20 protein-coding genes and 1 tRNA gene are annotated in these 25,652 nt (G+C 44.8%); 3 read left to right on the plus strand and 18 right to left on the minus strand.

Annotation, left to right across the window (positions count from 1 at the left end; genetic code table 11):
* Nucleotides 1-44: 44 nt before the first annotated feature.
* Genes OCV77_RS02775 through argH form a run of 6 tightly spaced genes read right to left on the minus strand, consistent with a single transcriptional unit; the run spans nucleotide 45 to nucleotide 8,389 of the window.
* Nucleotides 45-710, minus strand: coding sequence for an acyltransferase (locus OCV77_RS02775; RefSeq protein ID WP_262573156.1), 666 nt, complete (start codon nucleotides 708-710; stop codon nucleotides 45-47).
* Nucleotides 711-2,762, minus strand: coding sequence for a DNA topoisomerase (locus OCV77_RS02780; RefSeq protein WP_262573159.1), 2,052 nt, complete (start codon nucleotides 2,760-2,762; stop codon nucleotides 711-713).
* Entirely contained in the window at nucleotides 2,762-4,123 is a 1,362-nt protein-coding gene (locus tag OCV77_RS02785; protein WP_262573162.1) for an ATP-binding protein, read from the minus strand. Before OCV77_RS02785 ends, OCV77_RS02780 begins: the two co-directional genes overlap by 1 nt.
* A gap of 19 nt (nucleotides 4,124-4,142) precedes the next feature.
* A complete protein-coding gene (locus OCV77_RS02790; protein ID WP_262573166.1) occupies nucleotides 4,143-5,864 on the minus strand; it encodes a putative bifunctional diguanylate cyclase/phosphodiesterase in 1,722 nt (573 codons plus the stop codon).
* 40 nt (nucleotides 5,865-5,904) lie between these two features.
* Nucleotides 5,905-6,990 carry an aspartate-semialdehyde dehydrogenase gene (gene asd / locus OCV77_RS02795; protein ID WP_262573167.1) on the minus strand — a complete coding sequence of 362 codons (1,086 nt, stop codon included), beginning with the start codon at nucleotides 6,988-6,990 and terminating at the stop codon, nucleotides 5,905-5,907.
* Between the two features lie 19 nt (nucleotides 6,991-7,009).
* Nucleotides 7,010-8,389: an argininosuccinate lyase gene (gene argH / locus OCV77_RS02800; protein WP_262573169.1), complete on the minus strand. Its 1,380-nt coding sequence runs from the start codon at nucleotides 8,387-8,389 to the stop codon at nucleotides 7,010-7,012.
* A 174-nt stretch (nucleotides 8,390-8,563) separates the two neighbouring features.
* On the opposite strand from argH, the gene OCV77_RS02805 reads away from it, so the two are divergent.
* Nucleotides 8,564-9,334, plus strand: a complete 771-nt coding sequence (locus OCV77_RS02805; RefSeq protein WP_118796921.1) for an ABC transporter ATP-binding protein — start codon at nucleotides 8,564-8,566, stop codon at nucleotides 9,332-9,334.
* The gene (locus OCV77_RS02810) at nucleotides 9,312-10,136 is read left to right on the plus strand and encodes an ABC transporter permease (protein WP_262573171.1); all 825 of its coding nucleotides are present in this window, start codon (nucleotides 9,312-9,314) and stop codon (nucleotides 10,134-10,136) included. Before OCV77_RS02805 ends, OCV77_RS02810 begins: the two co-directional genes overlap by 23 nt.
* A 14-nt stretch (nucleotides 10,137-10,150) precedes the next feature.
* Here the strand turns inward: OCV77_RS02810 and OCV77_RS02815 are convergent.
* The 3 genes from OCV77_RS02815 to glgB form a co-directional block, all read right to left on the minus strand.
* Nucleotides 10,151-10,223: transfer RNA gene (locus OCV77_RS02815), tRNA-Thr, on the minus strand.
* Nucleotides 10,224-10,274: 51 nt separating this feature from the next.
* The gene (locus tag OCV77_RS02820) at nucleotides 10,275-11,144 is read right to left on the minus strand and encodes a mechanosensitive ion channel family protein (RefSeq protein WP_262573173.1); all 870 of its coding nucleotides are present in this window, start codon (nucleotides 11,142-11,144) and stop codon (nucleotides 10,275-10,277) included.
* Nucleotides 11,145-13,565, minus strand: coding sequence for a 1,4-alpha-glucan branching protein GlgB (gene glgB, locus OCV77_RS02825; protein ID WP_262573174.1), 2,421 nt, complete (start codon nucleotides 13,563-13,565; stop codon nucleotides 11,145-11,147).
* Between the two features lie 142 nt (nucleotides 13,566-13,707).
* Here glgB and OCV77_RS02830 point away from each other — a divergent pair, with 142 nt between their 5' ends.
* Nucleotides 13,708-14,004: a hypothetical protein gene (locus OCV77_RS02830; protein ID WP_118796919.1), complete on the plus strand. Its 297-nt coding sequence runs from the start codon at nucleotides 13,708-13,710 to the stop codon at nucleotides 14,002-14,004.
* Between the two features lie 117 nt (nucleotides 14,005-14,121).
* On the opposite strand, the gene OCV77_RS02835 is transcribed toward OCV77_RS02830, so the two are convergent.
* The 9 genes from OCV77_RS02835 to tgt all read right to left on the minus strand — a co-directional run bounded on the left by OCV77_RS02835 (nucleotide 14,122) and on the right by tgt (nucleotide 25,651).
* Nucleotides 14,122-15,285 (minus strand): phosphoglycerate dehydrogenase, encoded by a 1,164-nt coding sequence (locus tag OCV77_RS02835; protein ID WP_118796918.1) that lies wholly within the window; start codon nucleotides 15,283-15,285, stop codon nucleotides 14,122-14,124.
* Nucleotides 15,286-15,291: 6 nt separating this feature from the next.
* Nucleotides 15,292-16,383 carry a 3-phosphoserine/phosphohydroxythreonine transaminase gene (gene serC, locus OCV77_RS02840; RefSeq protein WP_262573177.1) on the minus strand — a complete coding sequence of 364 codons (1,092 nt, stop codon included), beginning with the start codon at nucleotides 16,381-16,383 and terminating at the stop codon, nucleotides 15,292-15,294.
* 105 nt (nucleotides 16,384-16,488) lie between these two features.
* A complete protein-coding gene (locus OCV77_RS02845; protein ID WP_262573180.1) occupies nucleotides 16,489-17,892 on the minus strand; it encodes a L,D-transpeptidase family protein in 1,404 nt (467 codons plus the stop codon).
* Nucleotides 17,892-19,565: a biosynthetic-type acetolactate synthase large subunit gene (ilvB, locus tag OCV77_RS02850; protein WP_262573182.1), complete on the minus strand. Its 1,674-nt coding sequence runs from the start codon at nucleotides 19,563-19,565 to the stop codon at nucleotides 17,892-17,894. The genes OCV77_RS02845 and ilvB overlap by 1 nt, the downstream gene beginning before the upstream one ends.
* Before the next feature lie 25 nt (nucleotides 19,566-19,590).
* Nucleotides 19,591-21,261 carry a dihydroxy-acid dehydratase gene (gene ilvD, locus OCV77_RS02855; protein ID WP_118796914.1) on the minus strand — a complete coding sequence of 557 codons (1,671 nt, stop codon included), beginning with the start codon at nucleotides 21,259-21,261 and terminating at the stop codon, nucleotides 19,591-19,593.
* Entirely contained in the window at nucleotides 21,258-22,922 is a 1,665-nt protein-coding gene (locus OCV77_RS02860) for a glycosyltransferase family 39 protein (protein WP_262573184.1), read from the minus strand. Before OCV77_RS02860 ends, ilvD begins: the two co-directional genes overlap by 4 nt.
* Nucleotides 22,906-23,994 carry a 3-isopropylmalate dehydrogenase gene (gene leuB / locus OCV77_RS02865; protein WP_262573186.1) on the minus strand — a complete coding sequence of 363 codons (1,089 nt, stop codon included), beginning with the start codon at nucleotides 23,992-23,994 and terminating at the stop codon, nucleotides 22,906-22,908. Before leuB ends, OCV77_RS02860 begins: the two co-directional genes overlap by 17 nt.
* Nucleotides 23,995-24,072: 78 nt before the next feature.
* On the minus strand, nucleotides 24,073-24,396 hold the full coding sequence (gene yajC, locus OCV77_RS02870; RefSeq protein WP_118796911.1) for a preprotein translocase subunit YajC: 324 nt from the start codon (nucleotides 24,394-24,396) through the stop codon (nucleotides 24,073-24,075).
* A 109-nt stretch (nucleotides 24,397-24,505) separates the two neighbouring features.
* Entirely contained in the window at nucleotides 24,506-25,651 is a 1,146-nt protein-coding gene (gene tgt / locus OCV77_RS02875) for a tRNA guanosine(34) transglycosylase Tgt (protein ID WP_262573188.1), read from the minus strand.
* Nucleotide 25,652: the final 1 nt, after the last annotated feature.

The raw sequence follows: 25,652 nt of genomic DNA on the forward strand, positions 1-25,652 counted from the left end.
TTTCTCATAAGTCTGGTAAAAAATCCAGTACTTTTGATAATTTTTTATCTCCTGGCAACAATTTCTCCGGTCTTTTTGAAAATGCTGTGTGCAGGAACGCAGCCCCTTACCATGGAGGTCGGATATATGTTGCTCTCTCTTCCGATCACAGTACCGGGATTCAGTACACTGTTGCAGCCAACCTCTACATGATCCCCCAGCATGGCGCCAAATTTCTTCAGCCCTGTCTCCACTCTTTCCTCCTGGTTTTTCACAACAACCAGTGTCTTGTCACTCTTGACATTGGAGGTAATGGAGCCGGCTCCCATATGCGCCTTAAATCCAAGGATACTGTCCCCTACATAGTTATAATGCGGTACCTGTACCTTGTTAAACAGGATGACATTTTTAAGCTCTGTGGAATTACCCACTACAGCACCCTTTCCCACAATGGCATTTCCTCTGATAAAGGCACAATGTCTTACTTCTGCATCCTCATCAATAATAGCAGGTCCGTTAATACACGCTGTAGGTGCGATGGTAGCACTGTCTGCCACCCATACATGCTCTTTGATCTCTGTATAGGTATCCTTTGGAAGCTTTGCTCCAAGCTCCAGGATAAACGCACTGATCTTCGGCAGAAGCTCCCATGGATACTCTGCTGTCTGAAGCAGCTCTGCTGCGATTGTTTCATTCAGGTCATAAAGATTACTGATTTTAAATTCTTCCATTTATTTTCCTTTCTGTGCACTTCCCTTTGATGAATAATTTCTGGCCACCTCCTGATACCGTCTTGTCAGGGATGACTGGTTATTCAGCTGTTTCACCACATTTGTCCTTCTGCGGACAAAATCATCAAGCTTTTTCATGTACTCTTCTTCTGTTATAGTACCTTCTGCCACCATAGTCAAACCTTTTTCCCAGCTTGCGGTAAGAGCCGGGTCAAGGAGCGGTCTTATGGAGTTGCCAACCACCTCGTAGATCATTTCTCCCATCAGGGTTGGGGTGATGATCTGAGTCTTCTTGTTCAGGGACAGATAATTAATATTAAACAGCTTTTTCAGGATCTCGGCTCTTGTGGCAGAGGTTCCGATCCCGCTTCCCTTGATCTGGGAACGCAGCTCTTCATCCTCGATAAACTGGCCTGCATTTTCCATGGTCAGGATCATGCTTCCTGAATTATAGCGCTTGGGAGGAGAGGTTTCCCCTTCCTTGACTTCCAGTGTTCCCGCCGGCAGATGATCTCCCTTTTTCAGGTCATGAAGTGCTTTCAGGAATCCGATATCAAAATCCTCATTCTCCTGTTCGCCGTTTTCCTGTTTATCCTCTTCCTCATTCTCAGCCTGCTTCTTCTTTGCATTAAAAAAAGAAGCTCTGGCAGCTTTCAGATAGCCTTCCTCTTCCAGCACCTTGAAGCTGGCAAAGAACTGTTCTCCCTTCAGGTTCAGTGTCAGGGATACCTTCCGGTAAATGGCCGGCGGATAAAAAATGCTTAAGAAACGCCTTACTATGATCTCATATACCTTCTGCGCTGTAGGATTCAGGGAACGGAGTGCGGAAAGTCCCTGACCGGTAGGGATAATGGCATAGTGATCGGTGATCTGCTTGTCATTCACATAACGGCTCTTTGCAATCCCTGCAATTTTGTTTGAAGAAAGGACTTCCGCAGCAAGCTGGCTGCAGACCTCATAATTCTGGATCCCACGGATATTTTTATGGATTTCCTTAGCTACCGCACTGGAAAGCACTCTGGCGTCCGTTCTCGGATAGGTCGTCATCTTCTTTTCATAAAGCTCCTGGGCGATCCGCAGTGCTTCATCCGGACTGATCTTGAAAAACTTGGAGCAGTCATTCTGCAGTTCCGCGAGGTTATAAAGAAGCGGTGGATTCTTGGTTTCTTTTTTCTTTTCTACCGCATCCACTGTCATATCTTCTGTCGGCTCTTCTGTCAGGAAGCAGATCAGCTCCCTGGCATCCTTCTCTTCCTTGAAACCATTTTCTTTATAAAGGAGAGGCGAATTAAAATAACGGCTCTTTTCCGTTGCCTTCCAGTCACAGACGAGGCTTCTTCCCTGGATTTCCATATCCATCACCACACGGTAAAATGGTGTTTTCACAAAATCCCGGATCTCACGTTCTCTCTTCACTACCATTCCAAGGACACAGGTCATAACACGTCCTACGGAAACCACTGCCCGGTCAGCTTTCAGGAATCCTTTGATCCCGTTTCCATATTTCAGTGTCAGTGCCCTGGAAAAGTTGATACCCATAAGGTAATCTTCCTTGGCACGCAGATAAGCTGCCGCTCCGAGTGCATCATAAGCTGACAGATCCCTGGCTTCCCGGATGCCACGCTTTATCTCTTCCTCTGTCTGGGAATCGATCCACACACGCTTCCGTATTTTCCCCGTCACATGGGCTTCCTGTTCCACAAGTCTGTATATGTATTCTCCCTCACGTCCGGAGTCCGTGCAGACATAAATAGTATCGACATCTGCCCGGTTCAGAAGTCCGCTTACGATCTGAAACTGCTTCTTTACACTATCTATGACCTCATATTTAAACCGATCCGGGATAAAAGGAATCGTATCAAAAGACCACCTTTTATATTTTTCATCATATACTTCCGGATAACTCATGGTAACCAGATGTCCAACACACCAGGTAACGATTGCCTGGTCAGATTCCATATAGCCATCCCGGTTACTGGTATTTAATTGCAGCACTCTTGCGAATTCCCTTGCCACACTGGGCTTCTCCGCAATAAACAAATTTTTCCCCATTATATTTCATCCAGCGTCAGTAAACGCAAATATTCCTTCTGTTTTGATTCTCTGTTCAATGCATCCTCAAAATCTGTCACTGAAAACAGATATACGTAATCGACTGAGAGCTGTGCCTTCTTTGCACAGAACAGCAGCCATTCATAATCATCATATCTGAAAACCTCATTTTCATAATTGCACAGTCCGATCAGTGTCTTTCCTTCGCCCTTTGCGATCAGATCAATATTCCCAAACTTGCCGACCCATTCTCCAAATTCTTCTGCCCTGAAAGGGAGTTTCCCATTTTCTGACCACATCTGCAGACTCTGCATACAGATCTTTTTGAAATAATCTGCAATGTAAGTTCTCAGCCCTGGTGCAATATATCTCTCATAAAACATATCTGCCGGAAGTCTCTGCAGGCCGCTTGCATTCTGATATATAAACTTATAATAAAAATGCAGAAAATGATTGGAAATCCGGTAGATCCCTTTCTGTGCCGCCGCTTTTCCTTCTGTATCATAGGAAAACACTTTTTCTGCAATTTCCAGTTCCATGAGATTCTTCAGATAAACGCTGATCTTGGCCCTTGAAAACCCGGTATGCCGATAGAGATCATTCAGCTTCTTTTGTCCGGATGAAAGAGCCGACAAAATGGTATCATAAACTCCTGTCTCCCGGAGCTGTTCTTCCATTTCTCTTCTTCCTTCTGTATACAGACCACTTTCCGGATTCAGAATCGTTCTGCATATATTTTCCCTGACAGACAGTTTATCATCAAAATATTTCCATAGACCGGGCATACCGCCAAGAACCGAATAAGCTTCTATGCATTCCTGTCTGGAAAACGCAGGAAAATATTCTCCTATACAGGAAAAAGGCAGCTCCTTGATCTTTAGAAAGCCTGTAATCTCATAGGCTGCAGCTCCAATTTTGGAAATCAGGCTGTTTTCTACAAAGCTAACCTGGGAACTGCACAAAATAACCATGACTCCCTCTTCCTGTTCTTTTTTATGCAGATAACGAATAAGCTCTTCCATAAAAGAACCATTCTCACGGATCATAAGCTGAAATTCGTCTATGATCACCACTATTTTTTTCTTTTGTTTTTCTGAAAGGGAATTCAATAATCCAAAAAAAGAAATGCTATCTTTTGAAATACCGGACTGCTCCCAAAGCTCCCTGTTCCATTGGATCAGCTGTTCTTTTAAGGATGCCGGTCTGGCCCGGTAATAATGAAAAGGCTTTCCGTCTGCAAACTCCATAAGGAGAGCAAGCTTATCTGCTCCACGCTCTCCATAGGCAATCATCAGCTGGCTTCCCGCCTTATCAAAATAAGTATTCAGATAATTCAGTTCAACAGTACGTCCTAAAACCATGCTCTTGCCGTCCTCTGAATCAGCTTCTGAGCAGAAGCTTTTCTACCTCATCTTTCGGTATCGGTTTTCCAAGAAGGAATCCTTGAATACAGTCACATTCTATGGATTTCAGATATTCAAACTGTTCATTAGTCTCAACACCCTCTGCTATTGTCTCAAACCCCAGCTTCCTGACCATATATACAATAGATTCTGTAATAATCCTTGCGTTGTCATCTACAAGCATTGCATCCACAAAGCTTTTATCAATTTTCAAAGTATCGATCGGAAGACCTTTCAAGTAGGATAAGGAAGAATATCCTGTTCCAAAGTCATCCAGGGAAATACGGAAGCCATATTCACGCAGAACGCAGAGCTTCTCTGTCATTTCTGTAAAATTATCAATCAGTACGCTTTCTGTGATCTCAAGTTCGATCTCGTGTGGATCTACATCATATTTACGGATGATCTGCATCACGATATCTACAAAATCCGTCTTCTTATACTGGATCGCAGAGATATTCAACGACAGGACAAAATGTCCTGTATATTTCTTTTTCCAGTCTGCAAAGCAGCGGATACTCTCTTCTACGACCCAGGTACCGATTGGAACAATGGCACCGTTCTTTTCGGCAATCGGAATAAACACCGCTGGACTGATCATCTTTCCATCAGAGTCCTTCCAGCGGATCAGCGCTTCCATTCCACGCAGCTTTCTGTCCTTAATATGATACTGAGGTTGGAAATTCAGCGTAAAGTTCTGGTTAAATACAGCATCCTTCAGCTTATTTTCAATAGCAACATTCTGAAGGAAATCATTCAGGATCAGGGCATCAAAATACTGAATAGACGTTTTTCCTGATTCTTTGGCCTTAAACATGACGATCTCTGCACAGTTGATCAGTTCAAGGGTAGATTTGGCCGCTTCCGGATACTCTGCTACACCAATGGATACACTGATGCTGATCTCCTGTCCAGTACTGAGGATCCACGGTGATTTTACACGTTCAGCGATTGCCCCGTAAATATAATCAACACTGCGGTTTCCATATGGATTGTAAATAGCAATACAATAGATATCTGCATTAAAGTGGGATACAACTACATTCTCACTGTTAAATTCTGACAGATACTGTCCAAACTGCTGTACTACTTCATCGCCAACTACAATGCCAAGACCGTCATTGATCTTTCTGAAATCATCAATATCTACAAACATGACAGCAACAATGTTCTGTTCGTCTTCTGCTTTTCTTACAAAATCGGCAAGAAGACGTACAAAATAGTTTCTGTTGTACAGTCCTGTCAGAACATCGTAATATGCCATATAGGTCAGTTCATCGTTCTGATTCTGTATCTTGGAAACATTTTTAAAACGGATGACCTTATCCGTAGGTACATTCATCTGATCATAGATCACGGAAACCTCACACTCAACCCAGGTTTTTCCGTCCTTCAGTCTTACGATCGCACTGTCAGACTGTATTCCAGATTTTTCGAGGAAGAGAAGCTCCTTAAGCGGAAGAACATATTTTTCTTCTACTTCCCCGTAAATCTTGCTGATATCCTTGATCTCCCTGATCTCCACACCTTTAAAAAGATAGTCCCAGTTGGCTACTGTCTTCACATAATGATCTTCAAAATTGACATATACAAAAGCACTGGTCGATGTCTCACAGATCAGTTTCAGCATTTTTTCTTCTTTTTCAAGCTTCTGATTCAAGGCGTTCAGTAAATCCACCTGATAACGTAACTCTTCCATGAATGCCAGTTCCCTTTTAACCCCTCATAAACATTAATCTCTATTTCTTTGTGATATACCCCTGTGCCTTTAACAGCTCTGCGCAGAGAACAGCACCGCCTGCTGCACCTCTGACTGTATTGTGGGAAAGTCCTACAAACTTCCAGTCGTAAACACTGTCTTCCCTGATACGTCCAACACTGATACCCATACCGTTTTCATAATCAACATCGAGGCTTACCTGCGGTCTGTTGTCCTCTTCCAGATACTGGATAAAGTGTTCCGGTGCACTCGGAAGCTTCAGCTCCTGAGGAAGTCCACTGAAGTTTCTCAGCTTCTCGACCAGCTGTTCCTTAGTCGGTTTTTTCTTGAATTTTACAAATACAGCCGCTGTATGTCCATTCAATACAGGAACACGGATACACTGGCAGGTAATAACAGGGCTCTTAGCCGGTTCGATCACACCATCTTTGATCTCTCCCCAGATTCGTAAAGGCTCCTTTTCGCTCTTTTCTTCTTCACCGCCAATGTAAGGAATGATATTTCCTACCATCTCCGGCCAGTCCTTAAATGTCTTTCCTGCTCCTGAGATTGCCTGATAGGTTGTTGCTACTACTTCATAAGGCTCAAATTCCTTCCATGCAGTAAGAACCGGTGCATAGCTCTGGATAGAGCAGTTAGGCTTTACGGCAACAAATCCCCTCTTGGTTCCCAATCTCTTCTTCTGAAACTCGATCACCTTGAAATGCTCCGGATTGATCTCCGGCACTACCATGGGAACATCCGGTGTCCAGCGGTGGGCTGAATTATTGGAAACAACAGGTGTCTCTGTTTTAGCATATTCTTCTTCGATCTTTTTGATCTCTTCCTTGGTCATATCCACTGCGCTGAACACAAAATCTACAGATGAAGCAACCTTCTCTACTTCATTGACGTTCATGACCACGATCTTCTTGACCGCTTCCGGCATCGGGGTTGTCATTTTCCATCTGTCCCCAACTGCCTCCTCATAGGTTTTGCCAGCTGACCTTTCACTTGCTGCAATGGTTGTCACTTCAAACCAGGGATGATTCTCAAGCAGAGAAATAAATCTCTGGCCTACCATTCCTGTTCCGCCTAAAATACCTACTTTTAACTTGTCACTCATGATAAATTCCTTCCTCTCCTCATAGTGTATTAAGATATGCTTTCTGCATTTCAATCGCATCAAGCATGGCCTGTCTTCCCGGTCCTCCTGTGGTAAGCCTCTTTTCCACACAGGTCTTTAAGCTGATGGCATCATACACATCCGCCTCAAACACCGGACTGATCTTCTGAAGCTCCTCTATAGACAGTTCATCGATCGCACAGCCCTTATCCAGGCAGTGCAGCACAAGCTGTCCGATGATACCATGGGCATCCCGGAAGGGAACGCCTTTACCGACCAGATAGTCTGCCGCGTCTGTCGCATTGGTAAACCCCTTCATGGCGCTCTTTTCCATAATTTCATGATTAAACTTCATGGTAGAAAGCATACCATCAAATAAACGCAGACAGTCCTTAACTGTATCGATCGCATCGAAGGTGACTTCCTTATCTTCCTGCATATCTTTATTATAGGCAAGCGGAAGTCCCTTCATCGTTGTCAGGATGCTGACAAGTGCCCCATAAACACGTCCTGTCTTTCCTCTGACAAGCTCTGCTATATCCGGATTCTTTTTCTGCGGCATGATACTGCTTCCGGTAGAGAATGCATCATCTACCTCCACAAAGCGATACTCATTGGAATTCCAGATAATGATCTCCTCCGAGAAACGGCTAAGATGCATCATGATCGTAGAAAGCGCACTTAAAAATTCGATCACATAATCTCTGTCTGATACAGAATCCATGCTGTTCAGCGTTGGACCCTCAAATCCAAGAAGGGATGCTGTATAGGTACGGTCCAGTGGATAAGTAGTTCCGGCAAATGCACCTGCTCCAAGGGGACAGTAATTCATTCTTCTGTAAATATCCTGAAGTCTCTGGGCATCCCGTTTGAACATTTCAAAATAAGCTCCCATATGGTGGGCAAGAGTAGTCGGCTGTGCCTTCTGCAGATGGGTAAATCCCGGCATATAGGTTTCCAGATTATCCTCCATAAGATGAAGCAGTGTCGTAAGCAGCTCCTTCAGTTCTTCCTGGATTGCAAGCACCTCTCCTCTTACATAAAGCTTCATGTCAAGAGCCACCTGATCATTTCTGCTTCTTCCGGTGTGCATTTTCTTGCCGGCGTCTCCGATTCTGTCGATCAGCGTTGCCTCCACAAAGCTGTGCACGTCTTCATACTGTGTGGATATGTCAAGTCTGCCTGCCTCCACCTCTTCCCTGATCTCTGTCAGTCCTTTTACAATCGCATCCTTTTCCTCGCAGGTCAGAATCCCCTGCTTTTCAAGCATGACCACATGGGCAATGCTGCCTTCGATATCCTGCTGTAAAAGGCGTTTGTCAAAGCGGATGGAAGCATTGAAATCATATACCATCTGATCCGTCTGCTTGGTAAAACGTCCACCCCATAACTGTGCCATAAAAGCCTCCTTGTAATGGTCGTATTTTCACTTATTCATAAATATATCCATTTTATTAAATCTGAATTTGATACTATCATATTTTATATTTATTTTCAATCATTTTATCCCCGTTGCTTTCACCAATAGCCTTATCTTTCATAAACTATTACTATAATCATGGAGGGAATCTGTATGAATCAGCCAATTTTAGACTGTCGTAATGTCAGTTATTCCTATCATAATCTCAGTGGTGAAACCCTGGCTTTATCCAATCTCTCCTTTCAGGTACAGGCCGGAGAATTTCTGTCCATTGTCGGACCAAGCGGTTGTGGCAAATCTACTCTCCTGTCACTGATTGCTGGCTTAAGCCACCCGGAAGAAGGAGAAATTATAATCAATATAGAAGACAAGAGCAGGATCGGCTATATGCTTCAGCAGGATCATCTTTTTGAATGGCGCAGCATCCGCAGGAATGTACTTTTAGGACCGGAAATCAACCATATCCTCTCTTCTGAGCACCAAACACTGGCTGACAGACTCCTGAAGGATTATGGTCTTGATAAATTTCAGTATAAAAGACCCTGTGAGCTTTCCGGTGGCATGAAACAGCGTGCGGCTCTGATCCGGACCATGCTGATGCACCCAAAGCTGCTGCTGTTAGATGAACCCTTCAGTGCTCTTGACTACCAGACGCGTCTGATGGTGTCTGCCGATATCGGACGTATTATCAAAAGCAGTAAGATCACAGCGATCCTGATCACACACGACCTTTCAGAAGCCATCTCTCTTGCTGATCGCATTATCGTTCTTTCAAAACGTCCGGCCAGGATCAAAAAAGATCTCCCCATTCACCTGACACTCAAAGACCAGACACCACTTGCAGCACGGAATGCACCGGAATTCAGTTCCTATTTTTCAATTCTCTGGAAGGAGATCGCTGATGAATATCAAAAAACAAATTAAAACCGGGATCAGTCAGAACCAGATTGATTTTTTAAGAAAACACAGGTATCACCATCATATGGTTACCTTTTCCCGCTTTCTTATCCTGTGTCTTTTTCTTACCGCCTGGGAATTTGCTTCCCGATCCCATCTGATTGATCCTTTCTTTTTTTCAAGTCCCTCCCTGATCCTGTCCTGCATTGCAGCTATGGTAAAAAACGGTTCCTTTTTTTCAAATACAGGGATCACCCTGTTTGAAACACTGATCAGCTTTCTGCTCGTAACTCTCCTTGGACTGATCAGCGCCACTCTTCTGTGGTACTTTAAAACCCTTTCTGAAGTTGCCGAACCCTATCTTGTCATCCTGAACAGCCTGCCAAAATCCGCTCTGGCGCCTCTCCTGATCGTATGGCTTGGCAGTGGTATGACGACTATCATCGTTGCCGGGATCTCTGTTGCTCTCTTCGGATCCATAATCAGTCTGTATACTGCTTTCCGGAATACAGACCCTGAAAAGCTGAAGCTCATAGAAACTCTTGGGGGTACCCGTTTTACCGCTCTTTTAAAGGTGGTGCTTCCCTCCTCTGTACCGGCTATTTTAAGCAATATGAAGGTCAATGTAGGCCTCTCTCTCGTAGGTGTGATCATAGGGGAATTTCTGGCTGCCAGGCAGGGTCTCGGATATCTGATCATCTATGGAACTCAGGTATTTCAGCTGAATATGGTCATCACTTCTATCCTAATCCTCTGTGTCATTGCCATGGGACTGTATCAGTTTATTCAGTTTCTGGAGCATCTTTATAAGAAAAAAGAGGCCGGATAACTTCCGACCTCTTAAGCTGGAAAAGGGACTCGAACCCTCGACCTACTGATTACGAATCAGTTGCGCTACCAACTGCGCCATTCCAGCCTGTCAACACAACAAAACTATTATAACGGCAAGCCTTTATTTTGGCAAGAGTTATTTTGTATGAATATCAAGCTGTGGAAAGGGTATGGTAATACCTGCATCATCCAGCGCATACTTGGCATTTTCTGTCAGCCTCCACTTAACCGGCCAGTAATCCTCAGACTTACACCAGCAGTGGATCACAAGATTAACACTGCTGTCAGCAAGACTGTCCACAACTACCCGCATTGTCTCCTTTTTCAGCACATCTTCATCCCCTTTGATCATGGTCATCAATACTTCACGGGCTTTCCTGATATCCTCTTCATATGCAATCCCCACAGGAATATCCACCCGTCTCTTCTCACTTTTGGTATAGTTGATGATACTTCCGTTTGCCAGAGTACCATTCGGAAGTACAATCACCTTATCATCAAAGGTATGCAGGCGGGTATAAAAAACATCAATGGCAGTCACGGTGCCTTCCATCCCCTGTGCATCCATGATATAGTCACCAACAACAAAGGGCTTCAGGCAGAGCAGCAGGATCCCTCCTGCCATATTGCTCAGACTCCCCTGCAGGGCAAGACCAATAGCCACACTGGCAGAACCAAGGATCGCCACAATGCTGGTCGCATCAACCCCCATCCAGGAAGCTATAAAAATGATCAGCACAAAGCACAGTGCATATTTCACAAAGGAATCAATAAAGTGAATTGCATTTTCTTCTACCTTCCCTCGTCTGAGTCCCCGTTTCATAACACTGCGGACAAGTCTGATCAGCTGCATGCCGATCAGCAGCGCAAGAATGGCAAGTACGATCCGAAGTCCCAGATGAAATGCCTTTTCAGGCAGCTCCTGCAGGAATTTTTCGATCACTCCGGGATCCACGTTTTCAATATCAAGCTGTTCGATCTGTTCGATCTGTTGAATTCCGTCCATTTATGCCTTTTCCTTCTCCTGTGCTTCCTTATCTGCAGCCTTTGCTCTTTCCATGGCAGCTTTAGCTCTTTCTTCTGCGGCTTCTGCCTTCTTCTGTGCCAATCCTGCCTCTTTTCTTGCAAGATCAGCCTCTTTTCTAGCTTCCTCAGCCTCCTTCATGGCTTCTTTCGCTTTTCTTCTCGCCATCGCCGCTTCTTTCTTTCTCTCGATCTCTGCCAGTTCCTTCTGCGTATAAGGCGCATAGGAATACATCACAAGAGAAAGTGATGGCACCACCACATGAATGGAATTTTCCCTTCCGTCCGCCTCCTCTTCTGTCGTTGCCTGTGCTCTGGTAACCCGGCTACTGTTTCCGCCATATATTTTATCATCTGTCGTAAATAGTTCCTTATATTTTCCAGCTGCAGGTACACCCACAGTAAATTCCTGTTCAATCCCTGCAAAATTTGCCACTACCAGTATCATATCCTGCAGTTTATCTGCTTTTCTCACAAAAGAAAGCATACATTTATCACTGGAAATACAGTTGATCCACTCAAATCCATCAGGATCCGTATCCTTCTTATACAAGGCAGGCTTGTTTTTGTACAGGAAATTCAGATCCTTCACCAGTTTTGAAATTCCCTTATGCTCAGGGTACTGCAAAAGCCCCCATTCCGTCTGCCTTGTTTCATCAAATTCCTTATATTCGGCAATATCCTGTCCCATAAACAGGAGCTTCTTTCCGGGATGTGTCATCATATAGGCATAGGTAAGCCTCAGATTGGCAAATTTATCTTCTTTATTTCCCGGCATCTTACCAATCATGGTAGATTTACCATGCACCACTTCATCATGGGAAAATACACTCATAAAATTCTCGCTGTACTGATACACCATGCTGAAAGTCAGTTCATTATGATGATGGGCACGGAAATATGGATCATAGCTGATATAGGAAAGATAATCATTCATGAATCCCATATTCCATTTCATGGAAAATCCAAGTCCATCTTCCTCTACCTCACCGGTCACCTTCGGCCATGCTGTAGATTCCTCTGCAATCAGATACACGTCAGGATTTTTCTTTTTCATAATAGAATTCAGATGCTTTAAAAATTCCACCGCATCCAGATTTTCATTGCCACCATAAATATTGGGAATCCATTCTCCTTCCTTCTTGCCATAATCCAGATACAGCATGGAGGCAACGGCATCCATCCGGATCCCATCTGCATGATATTCCTTCACCCAGTACAATGCGTTGGAGATCAGATAATTGGATACCTGCGGACGGGCGTAGTTATAAAGCAGTGTACCCCAATGTGGATGTGCCCCTTTTCTTGGATCCTCATGCTCATAAATACAGGTGCCATCAAATCTGCCAAGCCCATAAGTATCTCTTGGAAAGTGTGCCGGAACCCAGTCAAGGATCACCCCGATCCCTTCTTTATGAAGCATATCTACAAAATATTTAAAATCTGCGGCTGTGCCATATCTTGCCGTAGGTGCATAATATCCGATCACCTGATATCCCCAGGAAGCATCCAGCGGATGTTCCATTACCGGCATTAGTTCCACGTGGGTATATCCCATATCCTTTGCATAGGAGGCAACAAGGGGTGCCAGTGCCCGGTAATTCAGGTACTCTCCATCTTCCCCTCTTTTGAAGCTTCCAAGATAAAGCTCGTACACACTGACCGGAGCGTCCTTCTGCTGAAGCTTCTTTCTCTCCTTCATCCATGCCTCGTCCGACCATTCATAAGAAATATTCCTGACAATGGAAGCTGTATCCGGACGGAGCTGCTGTCCGAAGGCATAGGGATCTGCCTTCAGAACGACTGTATTTCCTTTAGATTTGATCTCGTATTTATAGCAGTCCCCTGCTTTTACATCCGGGATAAACAGTTCATATACACCACTTTCCCGGCAAAGCTGCATCTGGTGTATCCGTCCATCCCAATAGTTAAAATCACCTACTACACTGACACGGATGGCATTTGGTGCATAAACTGCAAAAAAAGTACCATGGCACCCGTCGATCTCCATGGGGTGTGCGCCAAGAAACTCATAGGAATCATACAGAATTCCTGCATTCAGCTTATCGATCTGCTGCTTTGTCAATCCATGATGATAACGGTAAGCATCCTTCACAGACTTTATACCTCTTTCATCATCATAGTGCACTTCATACCGATAGTCTGCCATGTCCCTTCCGCTGACCAGGCAGGCAAAGAAGCCGGCCTCATCAGCCATTTCCATTTGCTTCTTTTTCGTCCCTGAAACAAGAAAAACTTCTTTGGCATCCGGCCAGAAGGTCTGAACCAGTGTATTCCGTCCTGCCGGATGCGGTCCCAGTATCTCAAACGGACTGTTCTCCTCTGAATAAATGATTCCTTCTACTCTTGGCCAGTTCATCAGCTTATATAATTTATTGTCCATTATAATCCCCCTGTTTTCCATTCCGGAATTTTCCATCCAACCTGTTCTTACAGTGTATCAAAAATGGGTGTACAGTACAAGGGTCAAGTGGTACAATATACAGGATCTGTTACCTACTATATATAAAAAAGGAAGTGAAATTATGTATGATCCAATCACCCCTGAGGACTTCGATTTTCTGACCGGAGACGATAAGGAACTGATGCAGAAGATCACTGCTTACTCCGAAAAAGTCATCGGAGATGTGAAGCCGGAAGATATGAAAATGTCAGAACGGCTTGATAAATTAAAACCCATTATGCGTAAGCTTGCCTTAAAGCGTGGTGTTGCCCTGGAAGACATCTTTGTCAGATACATGGATCTCTCCAGTGAAGTCCTTGCCCGCAAGGCCGGGAAGGAAAAGAAAGGAAACATCCCCATCGACTTCCCGACTATCTGAACCTCGCAGTAGTTTCTTTTACGGACAAAGAGTCATACCGTCAGAAACATAACTAACAGCAAAAATAAAACTGTTGGAACATTTCATCAAGCGAAATGACAACAGTTTTATTTTTGTTTATTTCACTACTCTGACTCTGAACACACCATCAATGCTCTGCAGCTTGTCAATGATCTTCTGCTCTGCAGGACTCTCCAGATCAAACATGGTATAAGCAACCTCTCCTCTGGATTTGTTCATCATATCTGTGATATTGATTCCCTCATCACCAAAGCATGCTGCAAACTTTGTGATCATATTGGCAATATTTTTATGGAAGATTGCCACTCGGCCTGCCTGTGTGCAGACACCCATGTCAAGAGAAGGATAATTCACACTGTTTACAATGTTACCATTCTCCAGATAGTTCATCATTTCCTTCACAGCCATCTTCGCACAGTTATCTTCTGACTCTTCTGTGGAAGCACCAAGATGAGGAATGACAATGCAGCCTTCCTGGCCTGCCGTAGTCGGATTTGGGAAATCAGATACATACTTTCTGATCTTTCCTGCTTTAATTCCTTCCAATACATCTTTTTCATCTGCAAGAAGATCTCTTGCGAAGTTCAGCAGGATCACACCATCCTTCATTTTGGAAATGGCTTCCTTATTGATCATGCCCTTGGTGGAATCAAGAAGCGGTACATGAATGGTGATGATATCGCAGTTCTCATAAATATCCTCTACATTCAGCACATGCTTTACATCACGGCTTAAGTTCCATGCTGCATCCACGGAAACATAAGGATCATATCCATAAACTTCCATACCAAGATGCTTTGCTGCGTTTGCGACTTTGACACCGATCGCACCAAGTCCGATGATACCAAGCTTCTTGCCCTCAATCTCTGTACCGGCAAATTTCTTCTTTTCCTTCTCGGCAGCCTTGGCAATATTCTCATCACCCTTATCAGAGATCACCCAGTTAATACCGCCGATGATATCTCTTGATGCCAGCAGCATACCTGCAAATACCAGTTCCTTCACACCATTGGCATTGGCGCCAGGAGTATTGAATACTACAATCCCCTTTTCTGCACAGCGGTCAAGAGGAATATTATTGACACCGGCCCCTGCTCTTGCTACACAAAGCAGCTTATCCGAGAACTCCATATCATGCATGGCAGCACTTCTTACAAGGATTCCTTCCGCCTCTTCTGCAGTCTCTGTCTTTGTATAGCTATCTGAGAATTTCTCAAGGCCTACCTTTGAAATGGGATTTAAACAATAATACTGAAACATCCTGATCTAGTCCTCTTTTCCGTTATTTTTTTCAAATTCACGCATGAATTCCACAAGCTTTTCAACGCCCTCGATCGGCATCGCATTGTAAATGCTGGCACGCATGCCGCCTACTGTTCTGTGACCTTTCAGGTTTTCAAATCCAGCTTCCTTGGCTTCCTTAACAAATTTGGCATCCAGATCAACATCGCCTGTTACGAAAGGTACATTCATCAGGGAACGGTCTTCTTTTCTTACTGTTCCCTTAAAGAGTTTGCTCTCATCCAGGAAATCATACAGAATCTTTGCTTTCTTTTCATTGCGCTCCTTCATTGCTGCAAGACCACCCTGTTTTTTCAGCCACTTGAATACCTTGCCGCAAATATAAATGCCATAAGCCGGAGGTGTATTATAAAGAGATCCTGCATCAGCATGAATCTTATATCTCAGCATGGTAGGCGTTCCGGGAAGAACATCCTCTGTGATCAGATCTTCCCTGATGATAACAATAACAACACCGGCAGGTCCCACGTTCTTTTGTACACCGCCATAGATTATACCATACTTTGTTACATCAACGGGCTCTGATAAGAAGCATGATGATACATCAGAAACAAGAATATGTCCCTTGGTATTTGGAAGTGTTTTATATTTGGTTCCATAAATGGTATTATTTTCACAGATATAAACATAATCTGCATCCTCCGGAATCGGGAGATCAGAACAATCCGGAATATAAGAAAAGGTCTTATCTGCAGAAGATGCAACCTCTACGGCATCACCATAGATCTTTGCCTCCTGAAATGCCTTTTTAGCCCACTGACCGGTAACAATATAAGCAGCCTTTCTGTTCTTCATCAGATTCATAGGGATCATTGCGAACTGCTGGCTTGCTCCTCCCTGTAAAAACAACACCTTATAATTATCAGGGATATTCATCAGCTCTCTCAGATCAGCCTCGGCTTCGTTAATGATAGTTTCAAAGGCCTTCGATCTGTGACTCATCTCCATCACGGACATACCGGTTCCTCTGTAATCTAACATTTCATCTGCAGCTTCTTTTAATACTTCTTCAGGTAAAACTGCCGGACCTGCTGAAAAGTTATACACTCTGGCCACTTTTTCTTCCTCCTGTCACGGGTTATCCCCTCATATATGAAAATCTTAAAATATTATAAAATATTTCACTTATTGTAAACCGATTTAACACTTTAGTCAACTGCTTTAGTAAAACATTACACACGGTGTACCTATCTCTACCAGATCATAAAGCTTTGCCACTTCATCGAGAGGTGTATTGATACAGCCGTGCGAACCGGACCTTTTGTAGATTTCTCCTCCATATTCCGATCGCCAGGACGCATCATGGATGCCGATCGCTCCCTTTACCGGGATCCAGTATCTGACAAAACTTTCATAATCAGCTCCCCGGAGAGTCCTGTTTTTCTGCTTGGCATAGACATAATTGGTTCCACATGGAGTTCCCCTCCGAAGAGATGTATTTCCTGTTACCACCGGAGTATCGATCAGGAGCTTTCCCTCTTCGTAATAGTACAGCTTCTGTTCTGTCATATCCACTTCAATGTAGGTGTCCCCGATATCATCCAGTCCCTGCCTTCTGGCCATCTGGGAATAGACCGGCGTATGTATTTCTGCCTTCTTCTGAAGAAAAGCGTCAAGCAGATACTCCTTCTCTGCTTCCCTGTCGATCAGGTTTCCATAGATCCCACCTTCCACCTTCACGATATCTCCCCTTGTAGCATGAAAGGTACGCTCTGCTCCTACTGTATCATAGGTATCAGCAAGCCAGTCTACAAAAGCAAATACCTTTTCTTCATCAGCACAGAGCTTTCCCTGTTCATCCAGAACAAAATTCCCGCTTTCATCCAGCTTTATAAAGTCACAGGCTCTGGAAGCATCTACCGGCACCTGATCATCTCCCATCTGGTAAATGATCCTGCAGTCCTGAAAATCAGATATTTTCTGAAACAGAGTAATACTCTCCTCCATTTCCTCTGTCAATGGCAGATCCTCATAGCACTCATTTTCCTCCAGATCCACCTCCATATCGCCGTTTTCCAGTGCATCCTCTATCAGCAGGCATGCCTTCTTCCCATTCAGAAGTCCTTCTCTTTCATTCACAAGAACATAACCTTCTTTTGTTTTCCTGATCATGACTTTGCCGTCTGTCTTTAACGGAGCATTGGGAATTCCGGCATCCATCAGGATCTGCTCCAATATATCCGCATCATACTCCACCTGTGGCTTCAGTTCCTTTTTTCCACCGGAACCGATCAGATTGTCGATCCAGAGATAGGGGTTCTGTCTGTCCAGATACAGTCTGAGAGGCTCTGTATAGGAAACTGTAAGCGAAATATCCTGTGCCTTTATCCTGAAGGACTCCCCATCCTTTTTCAGAACAGTAAGCCCTCCATGTTCTCTGCCGGAAAGCAGTTCCTCATTGATTTCATTAATGCTCTTGCCGGTGCAGTAAACACCGTTAATCCACGTTCCATAACTGAAGCCGTCTTTATAATAATGAGACAGCCAGAGATAAAACCCTATCACTGACGCTGCCACAATGGAAAATCCGATCACGCAGCCTTTTACTAATGCAGAATTTTTCATTATGCTTCCATATCAGAAGCGTCAAAGGCTTCGCTGATAGGTGCCCCTGCCGGAACCATCGGGAATACCTTGTCATCCTCCCCGATCATGCAGTCAAGCACTACCGGCTTTTTCAGCTCAATAGCCTTTCTGATCGCCTCATCAAATTCCTCCTTCGTGGTCACACGGAAAGCTTCGCAGCCAAGCCCCTTTGCAACCATACAGAAATCCACGCCGTCATCCAGAACCGTCTGTGAATATCTTTTTTCATAGAACAGAGTCTGCCATTGTCTTACCATACCAAGCACATGGTTGTTGATCACCACCTGGATGATCGGGATCTGATAGCGGCTTGCGGTGGCAAGCTCATTCATATTCATACGGAAGCATCCATCTCCACCGATATTGATGCAGATTTTTTCCGGTCTGCCGCACTTGGCTCCGATGCAGGCTCCAAGTCCATACCCCATGGTTCCAAGACCGCCGGAAGATAAGAAGGTTCTAGGCTCTGAATATTTGTAATACTGGGCAGCCCACATCTGATGCTGCCCGACATCCGTGGTAATGATGGCTTTTCCTTCTGTTGCCTTATCAATTTCCTCCATGATATAAGGGCAGGATAATACACTGTGATCATAGGAAAGAGGATATTTCTCTTTTAATTCCTTTATATGAGCGATCCATTCCGGATGTTCCTGCTCTGGCAGTTTTTCATTGATCTTTGTTAACACTTCCTTCAGGTCCCCGACTACAAACGCATCACTGTGTATGTTCTTATTGATCTCAGCCGCATCAATATCAATATGTAATACCTTCGCATTTTTTGCAAAGGCAGAAGCATTTCCTACAACTCTGTCTGAGAATCTGGCACCAAGGGCAACCAGAAGGTCACATTCACTTACTCCGAAATTAGAGGTCTTCGTTCCATGCATACCAATCATGCCGGTATAATAGTCACTGTGTCCATCCATAACACCCTTCGCCATAAGGGTATCACATACCGGTGCATCCAGCAGCCCGGACAGCTTCCGCACTTCCTGGTAGGCTCCAGAAATAACAGCACCGCCACCTACATAGATATATGGCTTTTTTGCTTCCTTCATCAGAGCTACTGCCTTCTCTATATCTTCTTCCTCATATTTTTTCTTTACAGGCAGTGCTTCCGGCTTTTTCTCCTGATATTCAAACTGTGCCGCTGTCACATCCTTGGTGATATCCACAAGAACCGGTCCAGGCCGGCCACTTCTTGCAATCGCAAAGGCCTTTCTGATCGTATCTGCCAGAATACTGACATCCTTTACAATATACCCATGCTTTGTGATCGGCATGGTTACACCTGCAATATCTACCTCCTGGAAGGAATCCTTTCCAAGGAGCGGAAGATTTACATTACAGGTGATTGCTACCATAGGTACAGAATCCATGTAGGCCGTTGCAATACCGGTTACAAGATTGGTTGCACCAGGTCCGCTGGTTGCCAGGCAGACACCGACCTTACCGGTAGCCCTGGCATACCCGTCTGCCGCATGGGCTGCGCCCTGTTCATGGGAGGTCAGAATATGTCTGATCTCATCACTGTGTTTATACAAAGCATCATATACATTCAGGATCGTACCGCCCGGATAACCGAAAACAGTATCTACTTCCTGCTCCTTCAGGCAGGCAACTACGATCTCCGCTCCTGTTAATTTCATAGTTCTTTTGCCTCCATGCTCATTATTATTTTCTGGGAGTTTCCAGAATAGCCCCTCTGTTTCCACTTGTTACCATTTCTCTGTATCTTGCCAGATATCCGGTTGTTACCCTGGGCTCTCTTTCCTTCCAGTCTGCCTTTCTTCTTGCCAGTTCTTCATCAGAAACCTTAACTTCCAGCTTCAGTGCCGGAATGTCAATGCTGATGATATCGCCTTCTTCTACCAGTGCGATAGGGCCACCGACAGCAGCTTCAGGAGAAACATGTCCGATAGACGCTCCTCTGGATGCTCCTGAAAAACGTCCGTCTGTGATCAGGGCTACAGATGAGCCAAGTCCCATACCGGCAATGGCTGAGGTGGGATTCAACATTTCCCTCATACCAGGACCGCCCTTGGGACCTTCATAACGGATCACAACCACATCTCCCGCTGCGATCCTGCCACCCTTGATGGCTGCAATCGCATCTTCCTCACATTCAAATACTCTGGCAGGTCCTTCGTGAACCATCATTTCCTCTACAACAGCAGATCTCTTGACAACACTGCCGTCCGGTGCCAGATTTCCCTTTAATACGGCAAGTCCGCCGGTTTTGGAATATGGATTATCTACCGGTCTGATTACTTCTGGGTTCTTATTGACAGCATCCTTAATATTCTCTGCTACAGTCTTGCCGGTTACAGTGATACAGTCTGTATGAAGCAGACCAAGATCTGCAAGCTCCTTCATAACAGCAGAAACGCCGCCGGCCTCGTTCAGATCTTCCATATAGGTCGGTCCTGCAGGTGCCAGATGACAGAGGTTCGGTGTTTTCTCACTGATCTCATTGGCAAAGGCAATATCAAAGTCAAAACCAACCTCATGGGCAATAGCAGGCAGATGCAGCATGGAATTGGTTGAGCATCCAAGTGCCATATCTACGGTCAGTGCATTTAAGATGGCATCCTTTGTCATGATATCTCTTGGCCTGATATCTCTCTTTAGCATTTCCATAACAGCCATACCGGCATGCTTTGCCAGCTTGATTCTCTCTGAATATACTGCAGGGATGGTTCCGTTTCCCTTAAGCCCCATTCCAAGGGCTTCTGTCAGGCAGTTCATGGAATTGGCTGTGTACATACCGGAGCAGGAGCCGCAGGTAGGACATACCTTTTCCTCAAATTCACGGACATCTTCTTCTGTCATGGTTCCAGCTGCATTGGCACCTACCGCTTCAAACATAGATGAAAGACTTCTCTTCTGTCCTCTTACGTGACCTGCCAGCATGGGACCTCCGGATACAAATACGGTCGGAATATTGATCCTGGCAGCAGCCATCAGAAGTCCTGGTACATTCTTATCACAGTTTGGCACCATAACAAGGGCATCAAACTGATGTGCAAGTGCCATACACTCTGTAGAATCAGCGATCAGGTCTCTGGTTACCAGAGAGTACTTCATACCTACATGTCCCATGGCGATTCCATCACAGACAGCAATGGCCGGAAATACAACCGGTACACCACCTGCTTCTGCCACGCCAAGCTTGACAGCATTTACGATCTTGTCAAGGTTCATATGTCCCGGAACGATCTCATTGTAGGAGCTTACAATACCGATCATGGGCTTTTGCATTTCCTCTTCGGTAAAGCCAAGTGCATTGAACAAACTTCTGTGAGGAGCCTGCTGCATTCCTTTTTTTACGTTATCACTTCTCATTTTGTTTCCTCCCTTATGCCAGTATATAAAATAAAGTTCTGGTTTTCATATTTCTTTTCCATTTCTGTATTTACATAATCCCAGGGGATCGTGTTGTAATAATGATAAAACTCCCATTCCATTTCTGTAAAGTCCGGATCTGCCATCCTCCTGTCAAGAAGCAGGAAGTCAGAACCCTCTATCTGCTGATTTTCACAGGTGATCCCATACAGGAACCGAATCAGATACTGCTGTGTGCAGTCCGTGACACAGACATTCTGTGCTTCTTCGATATTGCCTTTTGCCAATACCTCCTGCATGCTGTGTTCCCTGTCACTGTACTGATTCTGATAGCCTCTGGTTGCAAAACACCATATGCCAAAGGCTGCCACGGTCAGAAACGCTGCATATCCGGTCTTCTTCCTGTCATCAGGTAAGATCCAGTCAAGAAAAAAGCCAAGGAGTAAGGCGGTCAGTGCACCGCCATACATAAACACCCGGTAATAAGGGAGCTTATGCTGCACGAGCAAAAACAAGGGAATTGCAAGTGTACAGATCACTGTAAGAAGTGGCAGTATTCCTGCCATCTTCTCTTTGGTCTGCCCTGTAAATTCTTCCTTTTCCTGGTCTTTCATGTCCTCTTCTGACAGCTGCCTCCTTTTTCTGCTTCCGATCACTGTCCGGATTCCCAGCGCAAGGAAGCCGCCAATAACAATCATTGGGATCAGCCACCAGCTTCCATCCAGATACTGGATAAAAAGATTCTGAAGCCATGTCACAAGCTTTGTAAGGAAGCCTTCCTTTGGCACACTCTGGATATAGGGCGTTGCCAGCATATAATCGATCCCTGTACTGACACAGATAAATGGATGCCTTAAGATCATCTGCACATGTCCTGTTCCCTGAAATGCCGGATCCTCCTTGATCAAGAGGTTGGATCCGATTGCCAGCCAGATGATTCCATACAGGCATATTGTAATAAACGCTGCCAGCAGAGATACAAGGATCAGCCGGATCAGCTTTTGGAATGCAGATGCTTCTATCAGCTTTCCCTGCCGGCTTCTTTTCTCTGCAAATGCCTGCAAAAGCAGGTAAATCCCACCGGAAAGGCACACCGGAATCACCCAGTAAACATCGCTTGGAACAGTATAGAGTCCAAGCACCAGGGAAAGCGCAAAAAATACATATGTCTTCTTTCGTACCCGTTCTTCCCTGCAGATCACATCCAGCATACTGACGGCTGTCAGGAAACAGGTCACAGAAAGCGTATATCCTCTTCCCTGCACAGAAAGCTGATTCACCAGATTTAAAAGGCAGTACCCGGAAACTACAGCAAGTGAGATCCCTTCCTTAAAATAACGTCTTCCTAATAAAAACAGAAGCACCATATTAATCAGGGCACACAGATAACTGACACCTCTAAGTCCTATATAAGGATTCCCGAAGAAATCAAGAAAAGCTGACAGTACGGAATATCCCACATGATTATTGGGCACCGGCCAGTGGATCGCCGCATAGACAGGTCCCCGGCTGATGAAATAATAGTAAGTATACAGCTCATCATACCAGGGAGTCAGGGTAAACATCCTGCAGCCATAATAAACGGCCATTCCTGCCAAAATACAAGCAAATATGATGATCTCCGGATCCTTTTTGCGTTCTGTATTAACGTGAAATTTCATCAGCTAATAAATCACCCATTCTGCTGCAGCCAACCTTTTCACAGCCTTCTGCCATGATGTCAGCTGTGCGGTAGCCCTTCTTCAATATGCTTTTGACAGCCATTTCGATCGCATCTGCTTCTTTGTCAAGGTCAAAGGAATAACGGAGCATCATTGCCGCTGAAAGAATGGTTGCGATTGGATTGGCAATATCCATACCGGCAATATCCGGTGCTGAGCCATGGCTTGGCTCATATAAACCGAATTTGGAATCATTCAGGGATGCACTTGCCAGCATGCCGATGGAGCCGGTTACCATACTTGCTTCATCCGAAAGGATATCTCCAAACATATTCTCTGTCAGGATCACATCAAACTGGGAAGGATCCCTTACAAGCTGCATGGCACAGTTGTCTACCAGCATGTGGGAAAGTGTAATATCCGGATAGTCCTTTGCCACTTCCTCAACCACTTTTCTCCAGAGTCTGGAAGAATCCAGTACATTGGCCTTATCCACACTGGTCACAATTCCTCTTCTCTTTCTTGCAATGTCAAATGCCTTGATGGCGATTCTGCGGATCTCATTTTCATTATAAGTCAGAGTATCTACTGCGGTACGCACACCGTCCACTTCTGTGGTATGTCTTGCTCCAAAGTAAAGACCACCTGTCAGTTCTCTCATGATCAGAAGATCAAAGCCCCGGTCACTGATATCCTTCCGCAGCGGACAGGCATCAGACAGCTCCTGATACAGCACTGCCGGTCTTAAATTAGCAAACAGATTAAGTGCCTTTCTGATCTTTAACAGTCCAGCTTCCGGTCTCTTCTCCGGAGGAAGCTGATACCAGGGTGATGTACTGGTATTTCCACCAATGGAACCCATCAGGACAGCGTCTGCTGCCTTGGCATCCGCAATTGCTTCATCTGTCAGCGGTACGCCATGTACATCAATGGAAGCGCCTCCCATCAGAATATCCTTATAAGTGATCTCGTGTCCGTAAACCTCAGCCACCTTATCCAAAACCTTTTTCGCTTCTGCAACGATCTCCGGTCCGATTCCATCTCCCGGGATACAGGTAATATTCAGTTTCATAGTTTTCGGTCTCCTTTTTTATATTCCTGTAAACAAAATGAGACGCCATAAGCGCCTCATTTCCAATCACGTTCTGCTTTATTCATTGTCTGCTTTTTCTACTTGTGCAATGGCAGCTTTCTGCATGGGAATGCGGCAGTTCTTATTATTTCCGAACTCAACGATCACAGTGTCATCTGTAATGTCAATGATAATTCCATAAAAACCGCTGTTTGTCAGAACACAGTCACCTATTGCAAGCTGAGACAGCATTGCTGCCTGTTTCTTCTGCTCCTTCTTCTGTGGACGGATCATAAAGAAATAAATAAACACAAAGATTAAAACGATGTAAACGATCATGATCAGACCGCCCCCGGCTGCAGATCCAGCTGCATCGGTACTACTCAGTAATGTATTGCCCATTAAATTTCCTCCTGAAAAATTGGTCTGCGGTCCTGTTCAGGCAAATGACCGCAAATTTCATGCCTTAAAAAATATAATACACAATCCCCAGCTTAAAAACAAGACCTTTTTATTTTTCCTTCTGATCAGGCTCCTGTGCCATTCCTTCCAGTTTTCTCTTCTTATAGGCTGCAAACCTGCCGGCATCCAGTGCATCCCTGATCTCCGTCATCATCGTATTATAGAAATAAAGGTTGTGAAGCACACAGAGCCTCATACCAAGCATTTCTTTTGCTTTCAGCAGATGTCTGATGTAGCCTCTGGAATACCGTCTGCAGGCGGGACACTGGCAGCCTTCCTCGATCGGTCTCTCATCCAGCTCATACTTAGCATTAAACAGATTAATCTTTCCCTGATTGGTATACAGATGTCCATGCCGTCCATTTCTTGAAGGATATACACAGTCAAAGAAATCGATCCCTCTTTCCACACCCTCCAGTATATTGGCCGGTGTGCCTACTCCCATCAGATAAGTCGGCTTATCTACCGGCAGATACGGAATAGTTTCTTCTATAATATGATACATTTCTTCATGGCTCTCCCCGACAGCAAGACCTCCTATGGCATAGCCATCAAGCTCAAGCTCAGAAATGCGCTTTGCGTGTTCCCTCCGGATATCTGCGAATATAGCTCCCTGATTAATACCAAAAAGCATCTGGTTCCTGTTGATGGTATCTTCAAGAGAATTGAGTCTTGTCATCTCCTGCCTGCATCGTACCAGCCATCTGTAGGTTCTGTCCACAGAATTCTGCACATAGGTTTTCTCTGCCAGTGCAGAAGGACATTCATCAAATGCCATGGCAATGGTAGATGCCAGATTGGACTGGATCCGCATACTTTCCTCCGGTCCCATAAAAATCTTATGTCCGTCGATATGGGAACGGAAGGTAACGCCTTCTTCCCTGATCTTCCGCATGCTTGCCAGGGAAAACACCTGAAATCCGCCGGAATCTGTCAGAATCGGTTTGTTCCAGGACATGAACTTGTGCAGTCCTCCCATCTTCTTTACGATCTCATCTCCCGGTCTGACATGGAGATGATAGGTATTTGACAGTTCTATCTGTGTCCCGATTCCCTCAAGATCCTCCGTAGATACGGCTCCTTTGATCGCCGCTACCGTTCCGACATTCATAAAAACCGGTGTCTGTACCACTCCGTGTACAGTGGTCAGTTCTCCTCTTTTAGCTCTGCCTTCCTGCTTCAATACTTTATACATA

Origin of the sequence: Suilimivivens aceti (assembly GCF_025567405.1) — a bacterium.
Taxonomy (GTDB): Bacteria; Bacillota; Clostridia; order Lachnospirales; family Lachnospiraceae; genus Suilimivivens; species Suilimivivens aceti.

Excerpts from the sequence above, each read along its gene's own strand:
- OCV77_RS02845 (WP_262573180.1), bottom strand. The coding sequence starts at position 17,892 with ATGAAAAATTCTGCATTAGTAAAAGGCTGCGTGATCGGATTTTCCATT.
- OCV77_RS02790 (WP_262573166.1), bottom strand. The coding sequence starts at position 5,864 with ATGGAAGAGTTACGTTATCAGGTGGATTTACTGAACGCCTTGAATCAG.
- OCV77_RS02820 (WP_262573173.1), bottom strand. The coding sequence starts at position 11,144 with ATGGACGGAATTCAACAGATCGAACAGATCGAACAGCTTGATATTGAA.
- ilvB (WP_262573182.1), bottom strand. The coding sequence starts at position 19,565 with ATGAAATTAACAGGAGCGGAGATCGTAGTTGCCTGCCTGAAGGAGCAG.
- OCV77_RS02860 (WP_262573184.1), bottom strand. The coding sequence starts at position 22,922 with ATGAAATTTCACGTTAATACAGAACGCAAAAAGGATCCGGAGATCATC.
- OCV77_RS02805 (WP_118796921.1), top strand. The coding sequence starts at position 8,564 with ATGAATCAGCCAATTTTAGACTGTCGTAATGTCAGTTATTCCTATCAT.
- OCV77_RS02775 (WP_262573156.1), bottom strand. The coding sequence starts at position 710 with ATGGAAGAATTTAAAATCAGTAATCTTTATGACCTGAATGAAACAATC.
- asd (WP_262573167.1), bottom strand. The coding sequence starts at position 6,990 with ATGAGTGACAAGTTAAAAGTAGGTATTTTAGGCGGAACAGGAATGGTA.
- glgB (WP_262573174.1), bottom strand. The coding sequence starts at position 13,565 with ATGGACAATAAATTATATAAGCTGATGAACTGGCCAAGAGTAGAAGGA.
- tgt (WP_262573188.1), bottom strand. The coding sequence starts at position 25,651 with ATGTATAAAGTATTGAAGCAGGAAGGCAGAGCTAAAAGAGGAGAACTG.
- OCV77_RS02810 (WP_262573171.1), top strand. The coding sequence starts at position 9,312 with ATGAATATCAAAAAACAAATTAAAACCGGGATCAGTCAGAACCAGATT.
- yajC (WP_118796911.1), bottom strand. The coding sequence starts at position 24,396 with ATGGGCAATACATTACTGAGTAGTACCGATGCAGCTGGATCTGCAGCC.
- ilvD (WP_118796914.1), bottom strand. The coding sequence starts at position 21,261 with ATGAGAAGTGATAACGTAAAAAAAGGAATGCAGCAGGCTCCTCACAGA.
- argH (WP_262573169.1), bottom strand. The coding sequence starts at position 8,389 with ATGGCACAGTTATGGGGTGGACGTTTTACCAAGCAGACGGATCAGATG.
- leuB (WP_262573186.1), bottom strand. The coding sequence starts at position 23,994 with ATGAAACTGAATATTACCTGTATCCCGGGAGATGGAATCGGACCGGAG.
- OCV77_RS02785 (WP_262573162.1), bottom strand. The coding sequence starts at position 4,123 with ATGGTTTTAGGACGTACTGTTGAACTGAATTATCTGAATACTTATTTT.
- OCV77_RS02830 (WP_118796919.1), top strand. The coding sequence starts at position 13,708 with ATGTATGATCCAATCACCCCTGAGGACTTCGATTTTCTGACCGGAGAC.
- OCV77_RS02780 (WP_262573159.1), bottom strand. The coding sequence starts at position 2,762 with ATGGGGAAAAATTTGTTTATTGCGGAGAAGCCCAGTGTGGCAAGGGAA.
- OCV77_RS02835 (WP_118796918.1), bottom strand. The coding sequence starts at position 15,285 with ATGTTTCAGTATTATTGTTTAAATCCCATTTCAAAGGTAGGCCTTGAG.